Here is a 20,019-nt window from a genome sequence, read left to right on the forward strand (position 1 = left end):
TCGTATTAATTCCGCCACACTGTTGTGGCCCTGCACCAGTCATGCCTCTCCTCTCCCGTTCCGGGAGCGCCGCCTCCGGCCCCGATACGGGCGGGACCGGTCCCGCTCCAGATCCGGCCGGCGTCCCGTCGCAGGACGCGCGGAAGGTGGATTCTCCGCTCGCCGACTCCCTGCACCCTGGGCCGCGCGGGCCGGGCTGGATCGGCGCGGTGGTGGTCGTCACGGCCCTCGTCTGCGCGCTCACAACCTTCCTGATCCTGGCGGGGGTGATCCGCGTCACGCCGACGCCGACCTATGGGATCACGCTGCTGGCCATCAACGTCGCCCTGGTGCTCGGGCTCGCGGTGGTCATCGCCTGGGAGGCGCGGGTCTTCCTGCATGCCCGCCGGGCGAACGCCGCCGTGGCACGGCTGCATTCACGCATCGTCGGCCTGTTCTCGCTGATCGCGATCCTGCCGACGATCCTGCTGGCCGTAGTCGCCTCCGTCACCATCGACCGGGGCCTGTCGCTGGGCTTCACCGACCGGGTCCGCGACGTGGTGCTGAAATCCGTGGAGGTGGCCGACGCCTACCAGGAGAACCAGTGCCAGTCGCTCGCCCGCGAGATCCGCATCCTCAACGACGACCTCACCCGGGCGCGGCCGAACTTCGACGTGAACCGCTCGTGGTTCGAGACCTTCCTGACCACGCGGGCGACCAATCTAGGCCTGCCGGTGGCGCAGATCATGCGCGGGCCGACCGACGTGGTGGCCCGCGCCAATATCGACGTGCTCAAGCAGGTGCGGCTGCCCTCGGCCGCCGCCTTCGACGATGCGGCCAAGTCCGCCGACCCGATCTGCCTCCTGCCCTCCGAGGGCCGCGTCTTCGCCGCCCTCCTGCGGATGCCCGCCTATGACGACGCGGTGCTGATGGTGCAGCGGGAGGTGAACCCGCTCGCCATCGAGTTTCCCGGCGTGTCCCGCGCGGCGGCCGCCGAGTACCTGACCTACGACTCGCTCCGGCGCTCGATCCAGATCACCTTCGCCCTGGTCTTCGTGCTGATCGCGTTGATCGCGCTCCTGTCGGCGGTGTGGTTCGGCCTGAACTTCGCCAACCGCTTCGTGGCGCCGATCCGGCGCCTCATCAACGCGGCCGATCAGGTCGCCTCGGGCAATTTCTACGCCCAGGTGCCCACCAAGAAGACCAGCGGCGACCTCGCGAGCCTCGGCGAGAGCTTCAACAAGATGACCCAGGAGTTGCGCCGCCAGCATGCCGGTCTGATTGCCGCCAACGACCTAATCGACGCCCGCCGCCGCTTCACCGAAGCGGTGCTCTCGGGCGTCTCGCCCGGCGTGATCGGCCTGGACGCGGCGGGCTTCGTGACCATCGCCAACCCGGCCGCCGAGCGGATGCTCGACCTCGGCAGCGAACGGCTCGTCGGCCAGCCGCTCGGCCAGGCCGTGCCGGAACTCGCCCCCGTGCTCGCCGAGAGCGAGGCGCGCCAGCGGGCAGTGCAGCAGCAGATCCAGCTCGTGCGCACCCGCGGCGAGCGCAAGGAAGAGCGCACCGTCACCGTGCGCGTCACCGGTGAGCAGGCGCCGGGCGGTGCGCGCGGCGCGGTGGTGACGCTGGACGACATCACCGATCTGGTTCAGGCGCAACGCACCTCGGCCTGGGGCGACGTGGCCCGCCGCATCGCGCACGAGATCAAGAACCCGCTGACCCCGATCCAGCTCTCGGCGGAGCGGATCCGGCGCAAATACGGCAAGGTCATCGTCACCGACCGGGAGGTGTTCGACCAGTGCACGGCGACGATCGTGCGCCAGGTGGACGAGATCAAACGCATGGTGGATGAGTTCTCGGCCTTCGCGCGGATGCCCAAGCCCGCGATCGCCCCCAACGACCTGACCGAGATCGCCAAGCAGAACCTGTTCATGATCCGGGTCGCGCATCCGGATATCGACTTCGCCTTCTCGGCTCAGGGCGGGGCAGGAAGCTCGGAGAAGATCGTCGCGGCCTTCGACATCCGGCTCCTGAGCCAAGTGATCACCAACATCCTCAAGAACGCCGTCGAGGCAGTGGCCGAGGTGCCCCCGGACGTGCTCGGCAAGGGCAAGATCGCCCTCGATCTCGCCGTGGAGGACGGTTTCGCGGTGATCACCGTGACAGACAACGGCAAGGGTTTCCCCGCCGAGGGGCGCCAGCGCCTGCTGGAGCCCTACATGACGACACGTGAGGGCGGCACCGGGTTGGGGCTTGCCATCGTCAGCAAGGTGCTTGAGGAGCACGGCGGCGGCATCGCCCTCAACGACAACCCCGCCGGTCGCGGCGGGCAGGTGCGGATGCGGGTGCCGCGCGAAGCCGCACCGGAGACGGCCGCCGCCGCTCCGGGCGCAGGGCGGCCTCCGGCCACGGTAGAGGAGAAGGGCGCCGCACCGACGGCCCCCCGGATCGCGGAGATGCAGGCATGAGCGCCGATATTCTGATCGTCGACGACGAGGCCGACATCCGCGACCTCGTCGCCGGCATCCTCGACGACGAGGGGCACCGCTGCCGCACGGCCGGCGGCTCCGACGAGGCCCTGGCCGCGATCGAATCGCGCCGCCCGCACCTCGTCTTCCTCGACATCTGGTTGCAGGGCTCGCGCCTCGACGGTCTTCAGGTGCTCGACCTGATCAAGGCCGCCCATCCCGATCTGCCGGTGGTGATGATCTCGGGCCACGGCAACATCGAGACCGCCGTCTCGGCGATCAAGGCGGGCGCCTACGACTTCATCGAGAAGCCGTTCAAGGCGGATCGGCTGATCCTCGTGGCCGAGCGGGCGCTCGAAGCCTCGCGGCTGCGGCGCGAGGTTCGCGACCTCAAGGCCCGCTCCGGCGCGGCCGAGCAGATCGTCGGCGGGTCGCTCGCGGTGAACCAGCTGCGCCAGACCCTGGAGCGGGTCGCGCCGACCAATGCCCGCGTGATGATCACGGGCGCGCTCGGCGCGGGCAAGGAGCTCGCCGCGCGGACCCTGCACCGGGCCTCGGCGCGGGCGAACGGGCCCTTCGTGCTGCTCAACGCCGCGACCATCCTGCCCGAGACGATGGAGGCCGAGCTGTTCGGCGTCGAGGGCGAGAACGGCCGCCGGGTCGGCGCCCTGGAGGAGGCCCATGGCGGCACCCTCTACCTCGATGAGGTGGCCGACATGCCCCGCGAGACGCAAGGCAGGATCCTGCGCGTCCTCGTGGACCAGAACTTCCAGCGCGTCGGCGGCACCACCCGGGTGCATGTCGACGTGCGCATCATCTCCTCGTCCTCCCGCGACCTGCAGGAGGAGATCGCGGCGGGCCGCTTCCGCGAGGATCTGTTCCACCGCCTCTCGGTGGTACCGATCCGCGTGCCGGCCCTGTCGGAACGACGCGAGGACGTGCCCGAGCTGATCCGCTTCTTCATGGACAACATCTCGTCGCAGACCGGCCTGCCCAAGCGCGTGATCGCCGAGGACGCGATGGCGGTGCTCCAGTCGCACAACTGGCCGGGCAACATCCGCCAGCTCAAGAACAACGTCGAGCGGCTGATGATCCTGACCCAGGCCGACCCGGATCAGGAGGTGACCTCCGAGATGCTGCCCTCGGAGATCGGCGCCCTGGTCCCCACCACCCCGGCCGGGGCGGGCGGCGAGAAGTTGATGAGCCTGGCGCTCCGCGAAGCCCGCGAGATCTTCGAGCGGGAGTATCTCGTGGCGCAGATCGCCCGGTTCTCGGGCAACATCTCGCGCACCGCCGAATTCATCGGCATGGAGCGCTCGGCGCTGCACCGGAAGCTCAAGTCCCTGGGCATCGGCCCGTAGGACGACGCGGAACGAGACGAGCGCAGCCGATCCGTCACACCGAAGACCGGAACGGGCCTTGCTTCGGTTGTCGCTTTGGACTGCTAATGCTTCTCAAAGGGCCATCGGCGGGATATCGGACGATCCCGCAGGCGGCGATCCATCCCGGTCGGGTTTTCCCGCCGGGACAACAAACAGGCAAAGAAAATGGCCGGCGAACGCGCGCAGAACCTTCAGGACACCTTCCTCAACCACGTCCGCAAGAACAAAATTCCGCTGACGATCTTTCTTGTCAACGGAGTTAAACTACAAGGCGTCGTGACTTGGTTTGACAACTTCTGCGTGCTTCTGCGCCGGGACGGTCATTCCCAGCTCGTCTACAAGCACGCGATCTCGACCATCATGCCGGGCCACCCGGTGCAACTGTTCGAGCCGGACGAGACGCCCGAGAAGGCGTGAGGGAATCTCGCTCTCCGTCTTTGCGAGCGACGCGAAGCAATCCAGGGCAGCGGGACCTCTCAGGACGTCGCGGATCCCAGGATTGTTTCGCGGGCGCTCGCAAAGACGAAGGTGAAGGATCGGAAGTCCCGTTGGCATCCGCCTCGCCCGCGCCCATATGGGCAGGAGCGAACAAAAGCGAACCGGCGAGTGCCCAACCTTTATGAGCGAACCTCAAACCTCGGGTGAGGCCCGTCTGAGGGCCCATGCGGCGCCCGAGGGCGAGATCGCCGCCTCGACCCGCACGCTGGTGATCGGCCCCTATCTCGCCCGCACGGCCGCGACCCTGGGCCGGACGGTCGCCCCCTCCCGCTCGGTGGAGGCGCGGCTCGACGAAGCGACCGGCCTCGCCGCCGCCATCGAACTCGACGTCACCCAGAGCCTGGCCGTCAGTCTGCCGCGCATCCGGCCTTCGACCTATCTCGGGAAGGGCCGGGTCGATGAGATCGCCGGGCTGGTGAAGGCCGAGGAGATCGGCCTCGTGGTGATGGATTGCGCCCTCTCACCGGTGCAGCAGCGCAACCTCGAGAAAGCCTGGGGCGCCAAGGTCATCGACCGCACCGGTCTGATCCTGGAAATCTTCGGCCGACGGGCCTCGACGCGCGAGGGCACCCTGCAGGTCGAGCACGCACATCTCGCCTACCAGAAATCGCGCCTCGTCCGCTCCTGGACCCACCTCGAACGGCAGCGCGGCGGCTTCGGCTTCCTCGGCGGCCCCGGCGAGACCCAGATCGAGGCCGACCGGCGGATGATCCAGGAGCGCATGACCCGCATCGAGCGCGATCTCGACGCGGTGGTGCGCACGCGGGGCCTGCACCGTCAGAGCCGGGCGCGGGTGCCGTACCCGATCGTGGCGCTGGTCGGCTACACCAATGCCGGAAAGTCGAGCCTGTTCAACGCCCTGACCCGCGCCGAGGTCACGGCGAAGGACATGCTGTTCGCGACCCTCGACCCGACCGCGCGGGCGACCAAGCTCCCCCATGGCGAGACGGTGATCCTGTCCGATACGGTGGGCTTCATCTCGGATCTGCCGACGCCGCTCATCGCCGCCTTCCGCGCCACGCTGGAGGACGCGATCGAGGCCGACGTGTTGCTGCATGTCCGCGACGTAAGCCATGAGGATACCCATGCCCAGGCCGAGGATGTCGGGCAGGTGCTGAACGAGCTCGGCATCGACACCACGGACGGGCGGCTAATCGAGGTCTGGAACAAGGCCGATCTCCTGGATGAGGGCGAGCGCACGCGGCTCGGCAACCTCGCCGGGCAGGGCAAGGTGCGCAACGACCGCGACAGTGACGCGCCGGTCCTCGTCTCGGCCGTGACGGGGGAGGGGCTCACCGCCCTCGCGAGCCGGATCGAGGCGCGGATCGCCCGCTCGCGAACGAGCTTCGCGGTGACGTTACCGCCCGAGGATGGCGCAGCCCTTCACTGGCTGTACGAGAACGCCGAGATCCTCGACCGGCGCACGGAGGCTGACGGGACGCTCCACCTTGCCGTGCGCGTCGCGCCAGAGAAGGAGCCGCGCTTCCTCAACCGCTTCGGCGGCGCCCGCCGCCTCGGCCGTGCCGGATGACACCACCTCCGATGGCGGCTCCGAAAACCGCCCAGGATGCTGCCCTGAGGGTGATGCAGGAGGGCGGCCAGCCGCGCCTGACCGCGCTGCGGATCGTCATCCTCCTCGTGCTGCTGATGGCCGCGCAGGCCTATGACGGCTCCCTGCATGCCCTGAGCCACTGGTTCATCCTGGGCCTCTATGGCCTCGGGACGGTGTGGTTCGGCCTCGGGGAGCGGGGACGGGGCAGGACGGCGGCGGCCTATTCCTGGGCGGGGACCAGCCTCAACGCGCTGCTCGCGGTCTATGTCATCGTGGAGCACATGCTGGCCGGGGGTGGGACGGGGGAGGGCGCCGACGCGGTGAGCCGCCTGCCCGCCTACCTGCTCCTGCTGCAGACCGGCCTGAGCATGCAGGTCTCCCACACGCTGCTGTTCTGCGCCATCGTCACGGCGAGCTGGGTGGTGGCCTTCCTCGTCGGGCTCGCCTTCCCGGATCTGTTCCCCGGTTTCAACGGGGATGTGCCGATGCAGGTGATCGGGCTCGCGACCTTCGTCGCGACGGGCCTGATCGTCATCGACGGGGTCACCCGCCTGCGCCGGGCCGTGGACCGGACCCTGGAGGTGGAGAGCGAGCGCGGGCGGCTCGCCCGCTTCGTGCCGAACGCCATCGCCCGCGACCTGTCCTCGGATGCCCTGGGCATCCACCGCCGCCACGCCTGCCTGCTGATCCTCGACATCCGCGGCTTCTCAGCCCTCAGCCAGCGGCACGCGCCGGAAGAGATGGTGTCGGCCCTGATGGCCGTGCGGGCGCAGGCCCAAGGGGCGGTGGCCGCGAAGGGCGGCCTCGTCGACAAGTATATCGGCGACGCGGTGTTGGCACAGTTCGTCACCGGCACGCCGCAGGAGCAGGCGCAGGCCGCCGCAGCCTGCGCCCTCGACATCCAAGGCCGCCTCGCGGAGGTGAATACGCGGCGCCGGGCGGAGGACCGGTTCGTCATTCATACCGCCACGGCGATCCATGCCGGCAACCTGCTCGTCGGCGTGTTCGATGACGGAGTGCGGGCCGAGTACACGGTGCTCGGGCCGGCGATGAACATGCTGGCCCGCATCGAGGTCCGCGCCAAGGCCGCCAACCTCGCCATCGCGGCCTCGGAGGACATCGTCCGTCTCCTCGGCGGCCCTCACGCGCCGCCGTTCCACCCCCGGCCGGTTCCCGGCACCGAGACGGAGCACGGCCCGCTCTACACGCTCGACAGGGAACCGTAATCCGTCGCGGGAGCCTCCGCTCCGATCACCTTCCCGTGCGGCAGGAACTCGATTGTGGGCGATCAGTTCGCCAGCCACGGCGTGTGGCCGTGGAGAGCTCATCCCATGAAGAAGACCCTACTCGGCGCGATGCTCATGCTCGGGCTTGCCGTCGGCACCGCTGCCCCGTCTCTCGCCTCCCCCGGCGACGGCCTCGACCGCGACGCTGCCGCCCAGGGCAACGGCCGTTTCGGCAACATGCACAGCGGCGCCCGGATGGGTTCGCGGGCCGTGATGATGCGCGGTCATGGCATGCGCGGTCATGGGATGCGCCACCACCGGCACCATCATCATCGCCGCCATCACCACCGCTGATCGCGCAACCGGGGCGCCTGCCGCATTCCCCTCCCTCGCCCCGTGCTCTACGTGGCAGCGGCGGGTGTGCTGCTTCGCGCGCCGGGACGGGGTCGGAGAATCATGGTCGGGATCGGACGCATCGCGCGGCTCGCTTGCGGATTGCTGGCGGCGGGCATCGGCCTCGCCGGTCCGGCGCGGGCGGCGGACAAGCCACCGCTCGTCTTCACCGGCATCCCCGACCAGGATGAGAGCCGTCTCGTCGAGCGGTTCGGCAAGGTTGCGAAGTACCTTGAGGACAAGCTCGGCGTGCCGGTGCGCTACGTGCCGGTGAAGAGCTATCCGGCGGCGGTCACGGCCTTCACCAACGGCCAGGTCCAGCTCGCGTGGTTCGGCGGCTTCACCGGCGTGCAGGCGCGCAAGGCGGTGCCGGGCTCGCAGGCCATCGCGCAGGGCGCCGAGGACGCGGCCTTCCGCTTCTACCTGATCGCCAACGCCGCCACCGGATTGTCCCGCGCGACCGAATTTCCCAAGGCCATCGCCGGCAAGACCTTCACCTTCGGCGCCCGCGCCTCGACTTCGGGCCGGCTGATGCCGGAATACCGGATCCGGGAGGCATTCCCCGGCAAGACGCCCGAGCAGGTCTTCTCCCGCGTCGGCTTCTCCGGCGATCATTCGCGCACGATCCAGCTCGTTCAATCCGGGGCCTTCGAGGTCGGTGCCGTCGACTTCTCGGTCTGGGACCTCGACACCAAGGCCGGCAAGGTCGACGCCAAGGCCGTCTCGGTGATCTGGGAGAGCCCGCCCTTCCCCGATTACCAGTGGACGGTGCGCGGCGACGTGGACAAGACCTACGGCGAGGGCTTCACCGACAAGCTCCGGGCGGCCCTGACCGGCGTCACCGATCCGGCGATTCTGGAGCCGTTCGGCCGCTCGAAGTTCATCCCCGTCACCAACGCCGCCTACGAGCCGCTGATCGAGGTGGGCAAGGCGACCGGCCTGCTCGACTGACGGGGCCGAGCCTTGACCGAGCCCCTCGTCGTCCTCGCGAACGCGCGCGCCGCCTATGGCGGCCACGCGGTGCTGTCGGGCATCGACCTAACGATCCGCGCGGGCGAGCGCGTCGCGCTGATGGGCCGCTCCGGGGCAGGCAAATCGACCCTGCTCGGGCTGATCCGCGAGCGGATCCCCGAACAGGTCGCCCTCGTGCCCCAGGCCGCCGCCCTGGTGCGGACCCTCTCGGTGTTTCACAACGTCTATATGGGCCGCCTCGACAGGCGCTCGACCCTGCACAACCTGCGCACGCTGGTGCGCCCGGCCCGCGCGGATGTCGCGGCGGTCGAGGCGGTGCTCGCCCGGGTCGGCCTGTCCGACAAGCTCTGGGCCAAGGCGGGGGCATTGTCGGGCGGCCAGCAGCAGCGGGTCTCGGTCGCCCGTGCCCTTTACAACGGCCGCCCGGTGCTGATCGGCGACGAGCCGGTCTCCGCCCTCGACCCGCGCCAGGGGGCGGCGATCCTGTCCGAGCTCGCCGCCACCCACGAGACGCTGATCCTCGCCCTGCACGATGCCGGGCTGGCGCTCGCGGCCTGTGGCCGGATCGTGGTGCTGGAGGCGGGCCGCATCGTCCTCGACGCCCCCGCCGCCGAGGTCGACCCCGCCCGGCTCAGGCCCTTCTACGAGGCGGCCTGATGCGCCTCTCCCTGGCGCCACAGGGTTATCGCGCCGTCAGCGGCTGGTTCGCGCTCGCCGCGCTCGCCTGTCTGCTCGTCGCGGATCTGCACGTCACGACGCTCCATCCCCTCGCGGAACTGTCGCGTCTCCTCGGCGGACTGATCCGGCCGGACGTCCTGAGCGTCGAGGGATCGAGCGTCCTCTACACGGTAGCCTTCGCCGTGCTCGGGGTTGCGGTGGGAGCGGGGGCGGGGCTCCTCCTCGCCATCCCTTTCGCCCGGTCGCGGGCGGTGCGGGTCGCCTGCGCCGCCCTCCGCTCGGTCCACGAGTTGTTCTGGGCGCTCCTGCTGATGCAGGTCTTCGGCCTGTCGGCCACCACGGGCGTGCTCGCCATCGCGCTGCCCTATGCCGGGATTTGCGCCAAGGTCTATTCGGAGATCATCGAAGAGGCGGATCTGTCCGCGCTGCGCGTCCTGCCGCCGGGGACGGGGGCGATCCCGGCCTTCGCCTATGCCCGCCTGCCCGACCTCGCCGGGCGCTTTGCCGATTACACCCTCTATCGCCTCGAATGCGGGATGCGCTCCAGCCTCGTGCTCGGCTTCATCGGCCTGCCGACCATGGGCTTCTCCCTGGAATCCGCCTTCCGGCAGGGGCGCTACGCCGAGGCCGGGGCGCTGCTCCTCGTCTTCTACGTGCTGATCGGCTCCCGGCGGCTCTGGGTGCGGGGCTGGAGCGTGCCGCTCCTCCTCGTCGGTGCCCTCTTCGCCCTGCCGCCCGCCATCGGCCGCGCCGAGATCGGCCCGAGCCTCGTCCGCTTCCTCACCCACGACATCGTCCCGGCCCCCCTGCGGGCGGGGGATGCGAGTCTCGGCGGCCTCTGGGCCTGGTTCCGGCCGATCCTGACGGAGCAGATCCTGCCGGGCATGGCCCAGACGCTGATCCTGGCCCAGATCGCCCTGGTGGCGACGGCGCTCGGAGCGCTTCTCCTGTTCCCGCTGACGGCGCGGCGCTTCGCCGGGCCGGTGGGGCGGCCCTTCGGCCGGGTCCTGCTCGTCGTGGTGCGCTCCACGCCGGAATACATGCTGGCCTATCTCTGCCTGCAGATGCTCGGCCCCTCGATGCTGCCCGCGATCATCGCCCTGTCGCTGCACAATGCCGGGATCATCGGCTACCTGATGGGCCGCCACGCCGACGCCATCCCCTACCGGCCCGACGCGCCGCATGGGCTGAACCTCTACGCCTACGAGACCCTGCCGCGTCTCTACGGGCAGTTCCTGGCCTTCCTGCTCTATCGCTGGGAGTTGATCCTGCGCGAGAGCGCGATCTTCGGCATCCTGGGCGTGACGACACTCGGTTTCTACGTCGACGCGGCGATCTCGGAACTGCGCCTCGACGTGGCCGTGATGCTCATCACCGCCACCGCCCTGCTGACGATGGCCGTCGATGCGTTCTCGCGGACCCTGCGCCGAGGCTTGCGGATCAACGACCTGCCGGTGAGTCTCGCCAGCAACGTGGCGGACTGACTCCCTCGACGGAGGCCGATCGCTCCCTTCGTCTTTGCGAGCGGAGCGAAGCAATCCAGAGATCCGCCAAGGTTTCAGAACGACCCGCTGCCCTGGATTGCTTCGCTGACGCTCGCAAAGACGATGGTGGGTTCAGACCTCACCACTTGTAGCTCAGGCTCGCGAGCACCCGGCGGGCATCGCCGTAGAAGCACGAATTGAAGGCCTGACAGGAGGAGACGAAGCGCCGGTCGGCGAGATTCGTCGCGGTGACGGCGAGCCGCCAGCGGTCCCAGTTGTAATGGACCTGCGCGTCGAACAGCACGTAATCCGGCACCCGGTAGAGGTTGGCCGTGTCCGCGAAGGAGCGTCCGAAGTAGCGCACGCCGCCGCCGAAGCCGAAGCCGCGCAGCGCTCCCACCGGAATCGTGTAGTCGAAATAGGCGTTGGCGAAGTTCTCGGGCACGTTCACCGGCACCTTGCCGATGATGTCCGCGCCGCCGCGCTCGTTGGTCAGGCCGTAGATCGTGTACGAGGCGGCGACGTCGAGGCCGTCGAACACGCTCGCCACGACCTGCGCCTCGAAGCCGGTGGAGCGAACCTCGCCGAGCTGGACTTGGAACAGGGTGTTCACGGGGTCCGGGGTCAGCACGTTCTTGCGGCGGATGTCGAAGCCCGCCAGCGTCACGAAATAGCCCTGGCCCGGCGGCTCGAACTTCACGCCGCCTTCGATCTGCGTTCCCTCCTCGGGCTTGAAGGTGTTGCTGAGGCGGCCGGTGCCGATCAGCGGCTGGAACGAGGTCGAGTAGCTCACATACGGCGCGAGCCCGTTCTCGAAATTGTAGATCAGCGCCGTGCGGTAGGTCGGGCCGGTGTCGCTGCGTCCGGTATTGCCGAAGCCGTTGTTGAGCTTGTCGGTCACCCGGTTGTCGGCGAAGTCCAGCCGCCCGCCGAGCACCAGGGTCAGGCGGTCCGTGAGCTTGATCTGGTCCTGCAGGTAGATCCCGAGCTGCTGGAAGGCGTTGGAGTTGATGAGGTAGGGGGTCGGGCTGGTCTCGACGCCCGAATAGACCGGCGCGAGGATGTTGAGGTTCGAGGCCGGGAAGGCCGAGGCCTGATTGTCGGTCAGGCGGTAATCCTTGTAGTCGAGGCCCATCAGCAGATCGTGGCGGAAGAACCCGTCGGAGAAGCGGGCCTCGGCCTGGTTGTCGACCTGGAACAGGTTCACGCGGGCATGGTCGCGGAACCGGTAGCGGGCGAGCTGGGTCTGCGTCGTGTCGCCGAAGGCGTAGCCGAGCTGACCGATATTGGAATCCTGGAAGCTCTCGCCGAACGAGTAGCGCAGGTTCTGCCGGAAGGCCCACGTGTCGTTGAAGATGTGTTCGAACTCGTAGCCGAGGAAGGCCTGGTCGCGCTGGTAGGTGTTGAGCCGCGCGTCGCCGACATTGAGCGAGCGGGGGAGGCGCAGGCCCAGCGCCTGCGGACGCACCGTGCCGATATACGGCAGGAAGTTCGCCGTGACGGCGGTGTTGTCGCGCTGGACCGAGGTGAGCACCGTCAGGGTCGTCGCACCGTCGGGCCGGTAGGTCACGCTCGGAGCGATGGAGTAGCTGTCGTCGGGCGCGCCATCGACCTGCGTACCACCGTTCCGGCCGTAGCCGGTGATGCGGTAGAACCAGTGCCCCTCCTTGTCGGCCGGGCCGCCGAAATCGAACGCCGCATACTTCTGGCCGAAGGAGCCGCCACCGATTTCCACGGTGCCGAACGGATCGGCGGTGGGGCGCTTGCTCACTTGGTTCACGATACCGCCGGGGGAGCCCGCGCCGAACAGCACCGCCGCCGGGCCACGCAGGATCTCGATGCGCTCCAGCCCGAACGTGTTCGCGTTGAAGTAGCCGAAGCCGTAATTCAGCGTCTGCAACCCGTCCCGGTAGATGCCGTAATCACTGACGTTGAAGCCGCGCAGGTAGATGAAGGTGTTGCGCGTGTCGAAGCCGAAGCTACCCGAGAAGGTGCCCGCCGCGTATTGCGTCGCCTGGGTCAGGGTCTGCGCATTCTGGCTGTCGATCTGGCGGCGGCCGATCACGGTGATCGATTGCGGCGTCTCGACCAGGGGCGTGTTGGTCTTGGTGGCCGTGGCCGAGCGCGTCGCCACGTAGCCCGCCACCGGTCCCCTCGGGTTCTCGATGCCCGGCACGCCGAGCGCCCCGCCCGCCGGCCCCCCGGCCGGGACGCCGTCGCCGCGGCTCTCCACGCTGATCTCATCGAGCTGAACGCTGGCACCGCGCGGAGCCGCCTGCTGCGCGCTCGCGGCGGTGAGGGCTGCCAGGGACGTCCCCGCGAGGATGAAGGCGCGCAGGGCCTGCGTGCGTGTGCGACCGTCTCTCACAACCCGACTCCTCGGCCAGCCGACCCCGTTCGCCGGGAAGACCCGTCGCCTGGCCGCGCTGTTTAGAACAATGATAAACTATTGCGCCAACTGCGCTTTTTAGTTTGGGTACGTCGCCCGAAGCTTCGCCGCAAGGGAGGGACGAGCACTTACCGTGGGTTGTGGCGAATCGATCACGCCCGCGAGAGGCGCGGCGCGGCACAGCGTCGTTTCGGGGAATGGCCTCAGTGCAGGCGGCCGGAAAGCCAGCCCATCAGCGTGTCGGCGACGAGGTCGCTGTTCTTCTCGACCATGACCATGTGGCCGTTGCCGCGCACTTTCTGGTCGGCGAGGTGCAGGATCTCCGGCTTGGCGCCGGCCTGGGTGAGGAAGGCGGCGGTGCAATCGTCGTAGGCCGCGTGGAAGGAGGCCTGCGCCGTCACGATCACGGTCGGCACCTTGGCGAGGTTCGGCAGAGTGCGGACCGGCTCGCCCTGAAGCCAGCAGCGGATCTGGCCGTCGGCGGCGGGCTTGGCCTGCTGCGCCACGACGAGATCCTCGGGCGTCCGCACCGGCGGCGAGAAAGTGAGGGGCATGCGGGTGATGCCATAGGCGCGGGCGCGGGCATCGCCGGCCTTCTCCCAGAAATCCTTGCCGCCCCGGAACTTCACATCGAAGAAGGGCGGCCCGCCGGGCTCGACGGCGACATGCGCCTTCACGAGATCGGACCGGGCATCCGACAACGCCCAGCCGAACAGCGATCCCTGGCCGTGGGTGACGAGGATGACCGGGCCGGTCCGGTCGAGGAGGGCGCCGAGCGCCGCATCGACGAGATCCTCCGTCTGCTGGCTGTTGGCGAGGTAGGGCACCTGGCTCGCGAAATACTGGTCGAAGCTCGCATTGCCCTGCACGCCCGCGCCGCCCGGCCATTGGGTGTGCAGCTTGGCCTGCGGATAGAGGTCGTAGACTTCCGGGGCGGTGAAGGTGCGCTCCAGGTCGCGGGTGCCGAGACGGTCGTAGGGGCCGTAGACCTCCGGATTGGTGCCGGAGCGCCCACGCCCGACCTGATCCACCACGTAGACCTGATAACCCCATTCCACGAAGCGCTGCGCCCAGCCGGAGCGGCCGTCCGGCGTCGCCATGAAGTTCACGCCGGTCTGGGCGAGGCCGTGGACCATCACCACCGGATAGGGCTGCGTGACCTTCGCGGGGGTGCGGACCTCCACGAACATCTGCCCGACCATCAGGGTCTTCTCGCCGACCTTCTGGTAGCGTCCGCCGACATAGAAATAGCTCGTCCGGGTCACCGGATCGCCGGGGGCGGGGGTGGCGGGCTCCAGGGCAGGGCTGGCGACCGTCCCCTGGGCCTGGGCGGCCGGGACCGCGAGACCGCCCGTCATGAGGCCGGTCATGAGGCCCGCCATCAGGACGCGCGCGATCCCGGCCGCCATCCCCGCGTCCCGTCCCCGCCTGCGTCCGATCATCCGTGCCCCCGGCCCCATCCTTCAGCGCCATCTATGGCGCATCGGCCTTCGGTAATCGCCGACCATGACGATTCGTGCGGCGGGGATGCCGCCTGCGTCACCGAATCCACCCTTTGCATGGCAGTTCCGCCGCCCATGCCGCTAGCGCAGACGGCCGAGGATCGCCACCTTGGGCGAGACGTTCAGGAGGAACCCTATCGTGGATCCCACAATCGCCCAGACCGTCCTCGCCGCCGGACTCGCCGTGATGGGCCTGTCGCTGGTGCGCGCATCCATGGCGGCCCGCCGGGTCCCGGTGCGCGTGAAAGCGACCCGTCGCCATCCCCGGCGGGAGGATTAGGCCTCAGGCCTCCTTCACGCCCTCGCGGGCGCGCTCGCGCAGGATGTATTTCTGCACCTTGCCCGTGGAGGTCTTGGGCAGCTCTCCGAAGATGACGTGGCGCGGCAGCTTGTAGGAAGCGAGCCGCCCACGACACCATTGGATCAGGTCGTTCTCCGAGGCGTTCGCCCCCGGCTTCAATTCCACGAAGGCGCAGGGCGTCTCGCCCCATTTCGGATCGGGCCGGGCGACGACGGCGGCAGCGGCCACCGTCGGATGCTTGAACAGGGCATCCTCGACTTCGATCGAGGAAATGTTCTCGCCGCCGGAGATGATGATGTCCTTCGAACGGTCCTTCAGCTGCACGTAGCCGTCCGGGTGCTTCACCCCGAGATCGCCGGTGCGGAACCAGCCCCCCTTGAACGCGGCCTCGGTGGCCTTCGGGTTCTTGAGGTAGCCGCGCATCACCACGTTGCCGCGCATCATCACCTCGCCCATCGTCTTCCCGTCGGCGGGCACGGATTCCATCGTTTCGGGATCGCGCACGTCGAGGGCTTCGAGCACGGGGTAGCGCACGCCCTGGCGCGCCTTCTTGGCGGCCCGCTGGTCGGCGGCGAGCGCGTCCCAGTCGGCGTGCCACGCATTGACGACCGCCGGGCCGTAGCTCTCCGTCAGCCCGTAGAGATGCGTCACGTCGAAACCCGCCTCGGACATGCCCGCCAGCACCGCCTCCGGCGGCGGTGCGGCGGCGGTGAAGAACGACACCCGGCGGGGCAGTGGTCGACGCTCCGCGTCCGAGGCGTTGATGAGGAGCTGCATCACCACCGGGGCGCCACAGAGATGCGTGACGCCATGCTCGGCCATCAGCCGGTACATCGCTTCGGACCGGACCTGCCGCAGGCAGACATGGGTGCCCGCCACGACCGAGAGGGTCCAGGGAAAGCACCAGCCGTTGCAGTGGAACATCGGCAGCGTCCACAGATAGACGGGATGCTGGCCGAGCCCGCCCGTCACCACGTTGCCCAGCGCCAGCAGGGCCGCGCCGCGATGATGGTAGACCACGCCCTTCGGATCGCCGGTCGTCCCCGAGGTGTAGTTCAGCGAGATCGCGTCCCATTCGTCCGCGGGCAGAGCCCAATCCGCCTCGGGGTCGCCCGCCGCGAGAAAGGCCTCGTAGCCGAGTTCGCCCAGCGTCTCGCCCGGCCCGTCATACTCTGGATCGTCCACGTCGATGACGAGGGGAGGCTTCTCCATCCCCTCCAAAGCAGGCCCCGCGATGCGCGAGAACTCGCGATCGGTGATCAGGATCTTGGCCTCGCCATGCTCCAGGCAGAAGCGGATCGCGGCGGCGTCGAGGCGGGTGTTGAGGGTGTTGAGCACCGCCCCCGTCATGGGCACGCCGTAATGGCACTCGACCATTTCCGGCGTGTTGGCGAGAAGCACCGCCACGGTGTCGCCCCGGGCGATTCCCCGCGCCTTCAAGGAGGAGGCGAGGCGTCGGGCACGATCGTAGAGGTCGGCATAGGTCCGGCGCAGGCCGCCATGAATGACGGCCACATGCTCGGGAAAGACCCGCGCCGCCCGGTCGAGATAAAGCAGGGGGCTCAGCGGTTGGTAATTGGCTGCGACCCGGTCGAGATCCCGGTCATAGATCGTGTCGCCCATCGTCCCCTCCATCTTTGCAGGGACGGTAGCGTGCGGATGCCGGGCAGTTCAATCGTCCCGGTACGGTCTCAATGACGGGTTTCGTCCTCGGGCTCGGGCAGGAACCGGGCGAGTTCGAACCCGACCTCGATCATCAGGCGCTCCACGCGCTCGATCAGCATTGGCCGCTGCAGGGTCTGGGCGAGGCCACGCAGGGCAATCACGTGCTCGGCCATGCGGTTCATCACCTGCTCGGTCTGGAGCAGGCCAGCAGCATTCTCCTCCGTGCGATCGATGGCGATGCCGCAACCCTGGGCCACGGTCCCGGTGGGGTCACGCTCGATCCGGCCGCGCATGACCAGGGTGCGAATCCCCGTTTGCGCGTCGCAGGTGCGGAACTCCGCCTCCATCGGGCCCCCCATGGCACCGACGGCGTAGAAGTAATTCTCGATCCGCGCCCGGTCGTCCGGATGTGTCCGGTCCAGGAAGGCCGACAGCGGAACGCCGCGCGCCGCCACGTCCGGGTCGAACCCCATCAGGCCGGGGAACCGGCCCGAGAGCGAGAGGCGTCCTGCCCAGTGGTCGTGCATCCAGGTGCCCACGACGCCCGACGCTTCGAGCACGGATTGCGGGATCGGTGAATCCATCGTCCTTATCCTGGCCGCTGTTTACCTGAGGTTAGACTGTCTCAGGGGTCCCGGCGCCGTTCGAATGACGCTACGTCATTCACTTCTCACTGAAAAGCCCGCTTGAGCGAATCGCGGCCATTTCTAAACCTTAAGTATGATTTCCACCGAATTTTCGGCGATGGCCGGTCCCGCCGTGCCGCCTCGGCGGCCGGGGAGGCGAGGGCGCGTGCTTAACGAAGCATTAACCATGCTTCGGCCTATTCGGAGACCTGACATCCTTGGATCGCAGGATCGCACAGGATGCAAACCGACGATCTCAGGTTGCACGCGTGCCCGCGCCGTCCTGGCAATGGACCGGCCCCGGCAGGAGGACGCCAGCATGAAAGCTCTGACCTTCGTCACGCAGAAGGGCGGGAGCGGCAAGAGCACGCTCTGCATCTCCCTGGCCGTCGCCGCCCGTGAGGCGGGCCATTCGGTCTGCATCCTCGAGATGGACCGGCAGGCCACCATCACGGATTGGCTCGACCACCGCACGGTGGAGGGTCCGGAGGTCGCGCAGATCGACGCCGCCCAGCTCGACCCGGTGATGGAGCGCCTGCGCGACTCCGCCTACGACTACGTCTTCATCGATACGCCCGGCGTCGACTCACCCGGCACCCTGTCCGCGATCCGCGCCGCCGACCTCTGCATCATCCCCTGCCGCCCGACACCCGCCGACCTGCGCGCCTTCAAGCCGACGCTCGCCGCGATCTACCGGCTGGAGAAGAAGTTCGCCTTCGTGCTGAACCAGACGCCGCCCCGCTCCTACCGGGTGCGTGACGCCGCTGACGGCCTCGCCGTGCTCGGCATCCTGCCGGACGTGAACATCGTCGCCCGCACCGATCATCAGGATGCGATCGGCCTCGGCCTCGGTGTTACCGAACTCAACCCCAAGGGCCAGGCTGCCGCCGAGGTGCGCAAGCTCTGGTCCTGGATCGAGCGCCGCAACCAGAACGCCCGGACGGACAAGCATGTCCAAGCCGCCTAAGCTCAGCCTCGCGGCCATCGTCGCGGCGGCGAGCCCATCGGAGCGCCTGTCCTCAGGCCGGGGCGGCCTGCGCAGCGCCGAGATCGTCGCCCTCAGTTCCGCCGCCAAGCCGGAGGCCCGGCAAGAGGCGCGGCAAGAAGCCGAAGCCTCCCGCGGAGGCGGCACGCTGAAGCAGCGCGCGCGCCAGATGTCCGTCTATCTGGAGCCGCCGGTCTACGACCAGTTGCGCGATCTGGCCCATGCCGAGCGCACCAAGATGCACGGCCTGATGCTCGAAGCCCTCGATCTGCTGTTCAAGCAGCGAGGTTCACGCTCCATCGCGCAGCTCACGGACACACCGCCTCGCTGACCTTTTCCATTATCGAGCAACGGGATAACCGGAAATCCTCATGCCTTGCGTGAAGATTTCCGGAAGCTTTTCGTAAAATGCCAATCTCGGCAGGCATTTGCAGCCAAGCGCTCATTTAGCACCTCACGGGGAGCGGTGGATAGCGTCGCTGCGGGCCGGTCCGTTCAGCGTTCCTTTACGTCGTCGCGACAATTCTGCCAGGACCCGGTCGTGCCGGGGGAGGTCCGGTCCCGGGCCGGTCCACGAGTAGAGTTGGTACCCCGCGTATGACGCACCTTCGACCCGGGCGTGTCGCCCTGCGGTTCCTGGCCGTCTCCGGCGTGGCCCTGGCCACCGCCAATTGCGCCTCGACCCCTCCCGGAAAGCTCGCTGCCGGTTCCGGCAGCAGTGTCGATCCGAAATACGGGGTGAAGGCGAGCCCGCGCCTCTATAACGAGGGCGATGTGATCCCCAAGGGCGGCGGGCGCCGCTTCTCCGGCAAGCCCTACGTGGTGGCGGGCAAAACCTACGAGCCCCGCGAAAACGCCAAGGGCTATGTCCGCGAGGGTCTGGCCTCGTGGTACGGCTCCGCCTTCCATGGCCGGATGACGGCCAATGGCGAGGTGTTCGACCGGCACTCCATCGCCGCCGCGCACCCGACCCTGCCGCTGCCAAGCTACGCCCGCGTCACGAACCTCGAGAATGGCGCGTCCATGATCGTGCGCGTCAACGATCGCGGCCCGTACCATGCCGGGCGCGTCATGGACGTCTCGGAGGATGCGGCCGAAGCCCTCGGCTTCCACCGCCGGGGCACGGCCCGCGTGCGTGTGGAATATGCTGGCAAGGCTTCGCTGGCCGGCTCCGACGACCGAAAACTCCTTGCCACCCTGCGCACGGACGGTCGCCCGGCGGGCATGTCCTCTCCGGTGATGGTGGCCGATCTCGGTCCCTCGGAGGAGACCGAGAGCTTCAGCCGGGGCGCGACCCCGCTCGCGTACAAGCCCGCCCCCGAGAAGCCGGAGCCCGCCGAGGAGGCGCCGCGCCGGATTGTGCGCGCTCCGATCGTGCTGGCGAGCGCCGCCGTCACCGTCCCGGCGGCCGTGCAGCCCACGGCGAACCGCACCAGGGAGTTCAAGCCGGCGCCGATTCAGGCCAAGGCGATGCCAGTCCAGGCCAACACGACGCCGGTCCACTTCGCGGCGGCGACGGTCTCCGGCGGCAACCCGGGCAAGATGCCGATGGCCGTCCACGCCTCCGCCAAGGACGCCGCAAAGGCGAGCCCGGCGGGCAAGCCCAGCCTGATGGCGGCCAAAGCGATGCCTGCGGGCAAGCCCGCTCCGGTCGTCGCCCGCCTCGCCGCGGCGGCGCCGGAGCCCCACAAGGCCATGGGCCGTCACGCTCCGGCGGTCCCGGAGAATTCCAAGCTCGCCATGGCCAAGCTCACCGCCCAGGCGGCCCCCGCCGCCAAGCCCGGCAAGGGCAAGGAAGCGCCCAAGGATGCGAAGGCAGCCCACAAGGACGCAGCCCGGCAGGTCGCCAAGGCGCCCGAGTCCCCCGCCCGGTCCGGCGGTCATGGCGCACGCTACGCGGGAATCTATTGACGTCC

17 protein-coding genes are annotated in these 20,019 nt (G+C 68.8%); 13 read left to right on the forward strand and 4 right to left on the reverse strand.

Annotated elements, in window-relative coordinates; genetic code table 11:
• The first annotated feature begins 41 nt into the window (after positions 1-41).
• From J4O73_RS14370 to J4O73_RS14410, 9 genes are all read left to right on the forward strand, one after another.
• Positions 42-2,450 carry an ATP-binding protein gene (locus J4O73_RS14370; protein WP_426218322.1) on the forward strand — a complete coding sequence of 803 codons (2,409 nt, stop codon included), beginning with the start codon at positions 42-44 and terminating at the stop codon, positions 2,448-2,450.
• Positions 2,447-3,811: a sigma-54-dependent transcriptional regulator gene (locus tag J4O73_RS14375; RefSeq protein WP_426218325.1), complete on the forward strand. Its 1,365-nt coding sequence runs from the start codon at positions 2,447-2,449 to the stop codon at positions 3,809-3,811. The genes J4O73_RS14370 and J4O73_RS14375 overlap by 4 nt, the downstream gene beginning before the upstream one ends.
• 186 nt (positions 3,812-3,997) lie before the next feature.
• The gene (gene hfq, locus J4O73_RS14380; RefSeq protein ID WP_238249876.1) at positions 3,998-4,249 is read left to right on the forward strand and encodes an RNA chaperone Hfq; all 252 of its coding nucleotides are present in this window, start codon (positions 3,998-4,000) and stop codon (positions 4,247-4,249) included.
• Positions 4,250-4,451: 202 nt separating this feature from the next.
• Complete coding sequence (gene hflX / locus J4O73_RS14385; protein ID WP_426218326.1) at positions 4,452-5,861, forward strand: GTPase HflX; 1,410 nt, start codon at positions 4,452-4,454, stop codon at positions 5,859-5,861.
• Positions 5,862-5,872: 11 nt separating this feature from the next.
• Positions 5,873-7,108, forward strand: coding sequence for an adenylate/guanylate cyclase domain-containing protein (locus J4O73_RS14390; protein ID WP_426218328.1), 1,236 nt, complete (start codon positions 5,873-5,875; stop codon positions 7,106-7,108).
• 105 nt (positions 7,109-7,213) lie between these two features.
• Positions 7,214-7,462, forward strand: a complete 249-nt coding sequence (locus J4O73_RS14395) for a hypothetical protein (protein ID WP_426218330.1) — start codon at positions 7,214-7,216, stop codon at positions 7,460-7,462.
• Positions 7,463-7,564: 102 nt separating this feature from the next.
• Positions 7,565-8,452, forward strand: a complete 888-nt coding sequence (locus J4O73_RS14400) for a putative selenate ABC transporter substrate-binding protein (protein WP_426218332.1) — start codon at positions 7,565-7,567, stop codon at positions 8,450-8,452.
• A gap of 12 nt (positions 8,453-8,464) precedes the next feature.
• Positions 8,465-9,130: an ATP-binding cassette domain-containing protein gene (locus J4O73_RS14405; protein WP_426218334.1), complete on the forward strand. Its 666-nt coding sequence runs from the start codon at positions 8,465-8,467 to the stop codon at positions 9,128-9,130.
• On the forward strand, positions 9,130-10,635 hold the full coding sequence (locus J4O73_RS14410; protein WP_426218336.1) for a PhnE/PtxC family ABC transporter permease: 1,506 nt from the start codon (positions 9,130-9,132) through the stop codon (positions 10,633-10,635). Before J4O73_RS14405 ends, J4O73_RS14410 begins: the two co-directional genes overlap by 1 nt.
• A 139-nt stretch (positions 10,636-10,774) precedes the next feature.
• Here the strand turns inward: J4O73_RS14410 and J4O73_RS14415 are convergent, their stop codons facing one another.
• Positions 10,775-13,003 (reverse strand): TonB-dependent siderophore receptor, encoded by a 2,229-nt coding sequence (locus J4O73_RS14415; RefSeq protein WP_426218338.1) that lies wholly within the window; start codon positions 13,001-13,003, stop codon positions 10,775-10,777.
• A gap of 224 nt (positions 13,004-13,227) precedes the next feature.
• Positions 13,228-14,433, reverse strand: coding sequence for an alpha/beta hydrolase (locus J4O73_RS14420; protein WP_426218339.1), 1,206 nt, complete (start codon positions 14,431-14,433; stop codon positions 13,228-13,230).
• 232 nt (positions 14,434-14,665) lie between these two features.
• Here J4O73_RS14420 and J4O73_RS14425 point away from each other — a divergent pair, with 232 nt between their 5' ends.
• Entirely contained in the window at positions 14,666-14,806 is a 141-nt protein-coding gene (locus J4O73_RS14425) for a hypothetical protein (protein WP_426218341.1), read from the forward strand.
• Between the two features lie 3 nt (positions 14,807-14,809).
• On the opposite strand, the gene J4O73_RS14430 is transcribed toward J4O73_RS14425, so the two are convergent.
• Both J4O73_RS14430 and J4O73_RS14435 read right to left on the reverse strand, forming a co-directional pair.
• Positions 14,810-16,450, reverse strand: a complete 1,641-nt coding sequence (locus J4O73_RS14430) for an acyl-CoA synthetase (RefSeq protein WP_426218343.1) — start codon at positions 16,448-16,450, stop codon at positions 14,810-14,812.
• A 68-nt stretch (positions 16,451-16,518) separates the two neighbouring features.
• Positions 16,519-17,076 carry a PAS domain-containing protein gene (locus tag J4O73_RS14435; RefSeq protein WP_426218345.1) on the reverse strand — a complete coding sequence of 186 codons (558 nt, stop codon included), beginning with the start codon at positions 17,074-17,076 and terminating at the stop codon, positions 16,519-16,521.
• Between the two features lie 361 nt (positions 17,077-17,437).
• Here J4O73_RS14435 and J4O73_RS14440 point away from each other — a divergent pair, with 361 nt between their 5' ends.
• The 3 genes from J4O73_RS14440 to J4O73_RS14450 all read left to right on the forward strand — a co-directional run bounded on the left by J4O73_RS14440 (position 17,438) and on the right by J4O73_RS14450 (position 20,014).
• A complete protein-coding gene (locus tag J4O73_RS14440) occupies positions 17,438-18,085 on the forward strand; it encodes an AAA family ATPase (RefSeq protein WP_426218346.1) in 648 nt (215 codons plus the stop codon).
• A complete protein-coding gene (locus J4O73_RS14445; RefSeq protein WP_426218348.1) occupies positions 18,069-18,434 on the forward strand; it encodes a ribbon-helix-helix domain-containing protein in 366 nt (121 codons plus the stop codon). The genes J4O73_RS14440 and J4O73_RS14445 overlap by 17 nt, the downstream gene beginning before the upstream one ends.
• A 266-nt stretch (positions 18,435-18,700) precedes the next feature.
• Entirely contained in the window at positions 18,701-20,014 is a 1,314-nt protein-coding gene (locus J4O73_RS14450; RefSeq protein ID WP_426218350.1) for a septal ring lytic transglycosylase RlpA family protein, read from the forward strand.
• Positions 20,015-20,019: the final 5 nt, after the last annotated feature.

The sequence above is a fragment of the Methylobacterium sp. NFXW15 genome (genome assembly GCF_049887755.1).
Classification (GTDB): domain Bacteria; phylum Pseudomonadota; class Alphaproteobacteria; order Rhizobiales; family Beijerinckiaceae; genus Methylobacterium.

What these genes read in the sequence shown, in the direction of transcription:
- J4O73_RS14370 (WP_426218322.1), top strand. Translation starts at nt 42, where the DNA reads ATGCCTCTCCTCTCCCGTTCCGGGAGCGCCGCCTCCGGCCCCGATACG.
- J4O73_RS14375 (WP_426218325.1), top strand. Translation starts at nt 2,447, where the DNA reads ATGAGCGCCGATATTCTGATCGTCGACGACGAGGCCGACATCCGCGAC.
- hfq (WP_238249876.1), top strand. Translation starts at nt 3,998, where the DNA reads ATGGCCGGCGAACGCGCGCAGAACCTTCAGGACACCTTCCTCAACCAC.
- hflX (WP_426218326.1), top strand. Translation starts at nt 4,452, where the DNA reads ATGAGCGAACCTCAAACCTCGGGTGAGGCCCGTCTGAGGGCCCATGCG.
- J4O73_RS14390 (WP_426218328.1), top strand. Translation starts at nt 5,873, where the DNA reads ATGGCGGCTCCGAAAACCGCCCAGGATGCTGCCCTGAGGGTGATGCAG.
- J4O73_RS14395 (WP_426218330.1), top strand. Translation starts at nt 7,214, where the DNA reads ATGAAGAAGACCCTACTCGGCGCGATGCTCATGCTCGGGCTTGCCGTC.
- J4O73_RS14400 (WP_426218332.1), top strand. Translation starts at nt 7,565, where the DNA reads ATGGTCGGGATCGGACGCATCGCGCGGCTCGCTTGCGGATTGCTGGCG.
- J4O73_RS14410 (WP_426218336.1), top strand. Translation starts at nt 9,130, where the DNA reads ATGCGCCTCTCCCTGGCGCCACAGGGTTATCGCGCCGTCAGCGGCTGG.
- J4O73_RS14420 (WP_426218339.1), bottom strand. Translation starts at nt 14,433, where the DNA reads ATGGCGGCCGGGATCGCGCGCGTCCTGATGGCGGGCCTCATGACCGGC.
- J4O73_RS14430 (WP_426218343.1), bottom strand. Translation starts at nt 16,450, where the DNA reads ATGGGCGACACGATCTATGACCGGGATCTCGACCGGGTCGCAGCCAAT.
- J4O73_RS14435 (WP_426218345.1), bottom strand. Translation starts at nt 17,076, where the DNA reads ATGGATTCACCGATCCCGCAATCCGTGCTCGAAGCGTCGGGCGTCGTG.
- J4O73_RS14440 (WP_426218346.1), top strand. Translation starts at nt 17,438, where the DNA reads ATGAAAGCTCTGACCTTCGTCACGCAGAAGGGCGGGAGCGGCAAGAGC.
- J4O73_RS14445 (WP_426218348.1), top strand. Translation starts at nt 18,069, where the DNA reads ATGTCCAAGCCGCCTAAGCTCAGCCTCGCGGCCATCGTCGCGGCGGCG.
- J4O73_RS14450 (WP_426218350.1), top strand. Translation starts at nt 18,701, where the DNA reads ATGACGCACCTTCGACCCGGGCGTGTCGCCCTGCGGTTCCTGGCCGTC.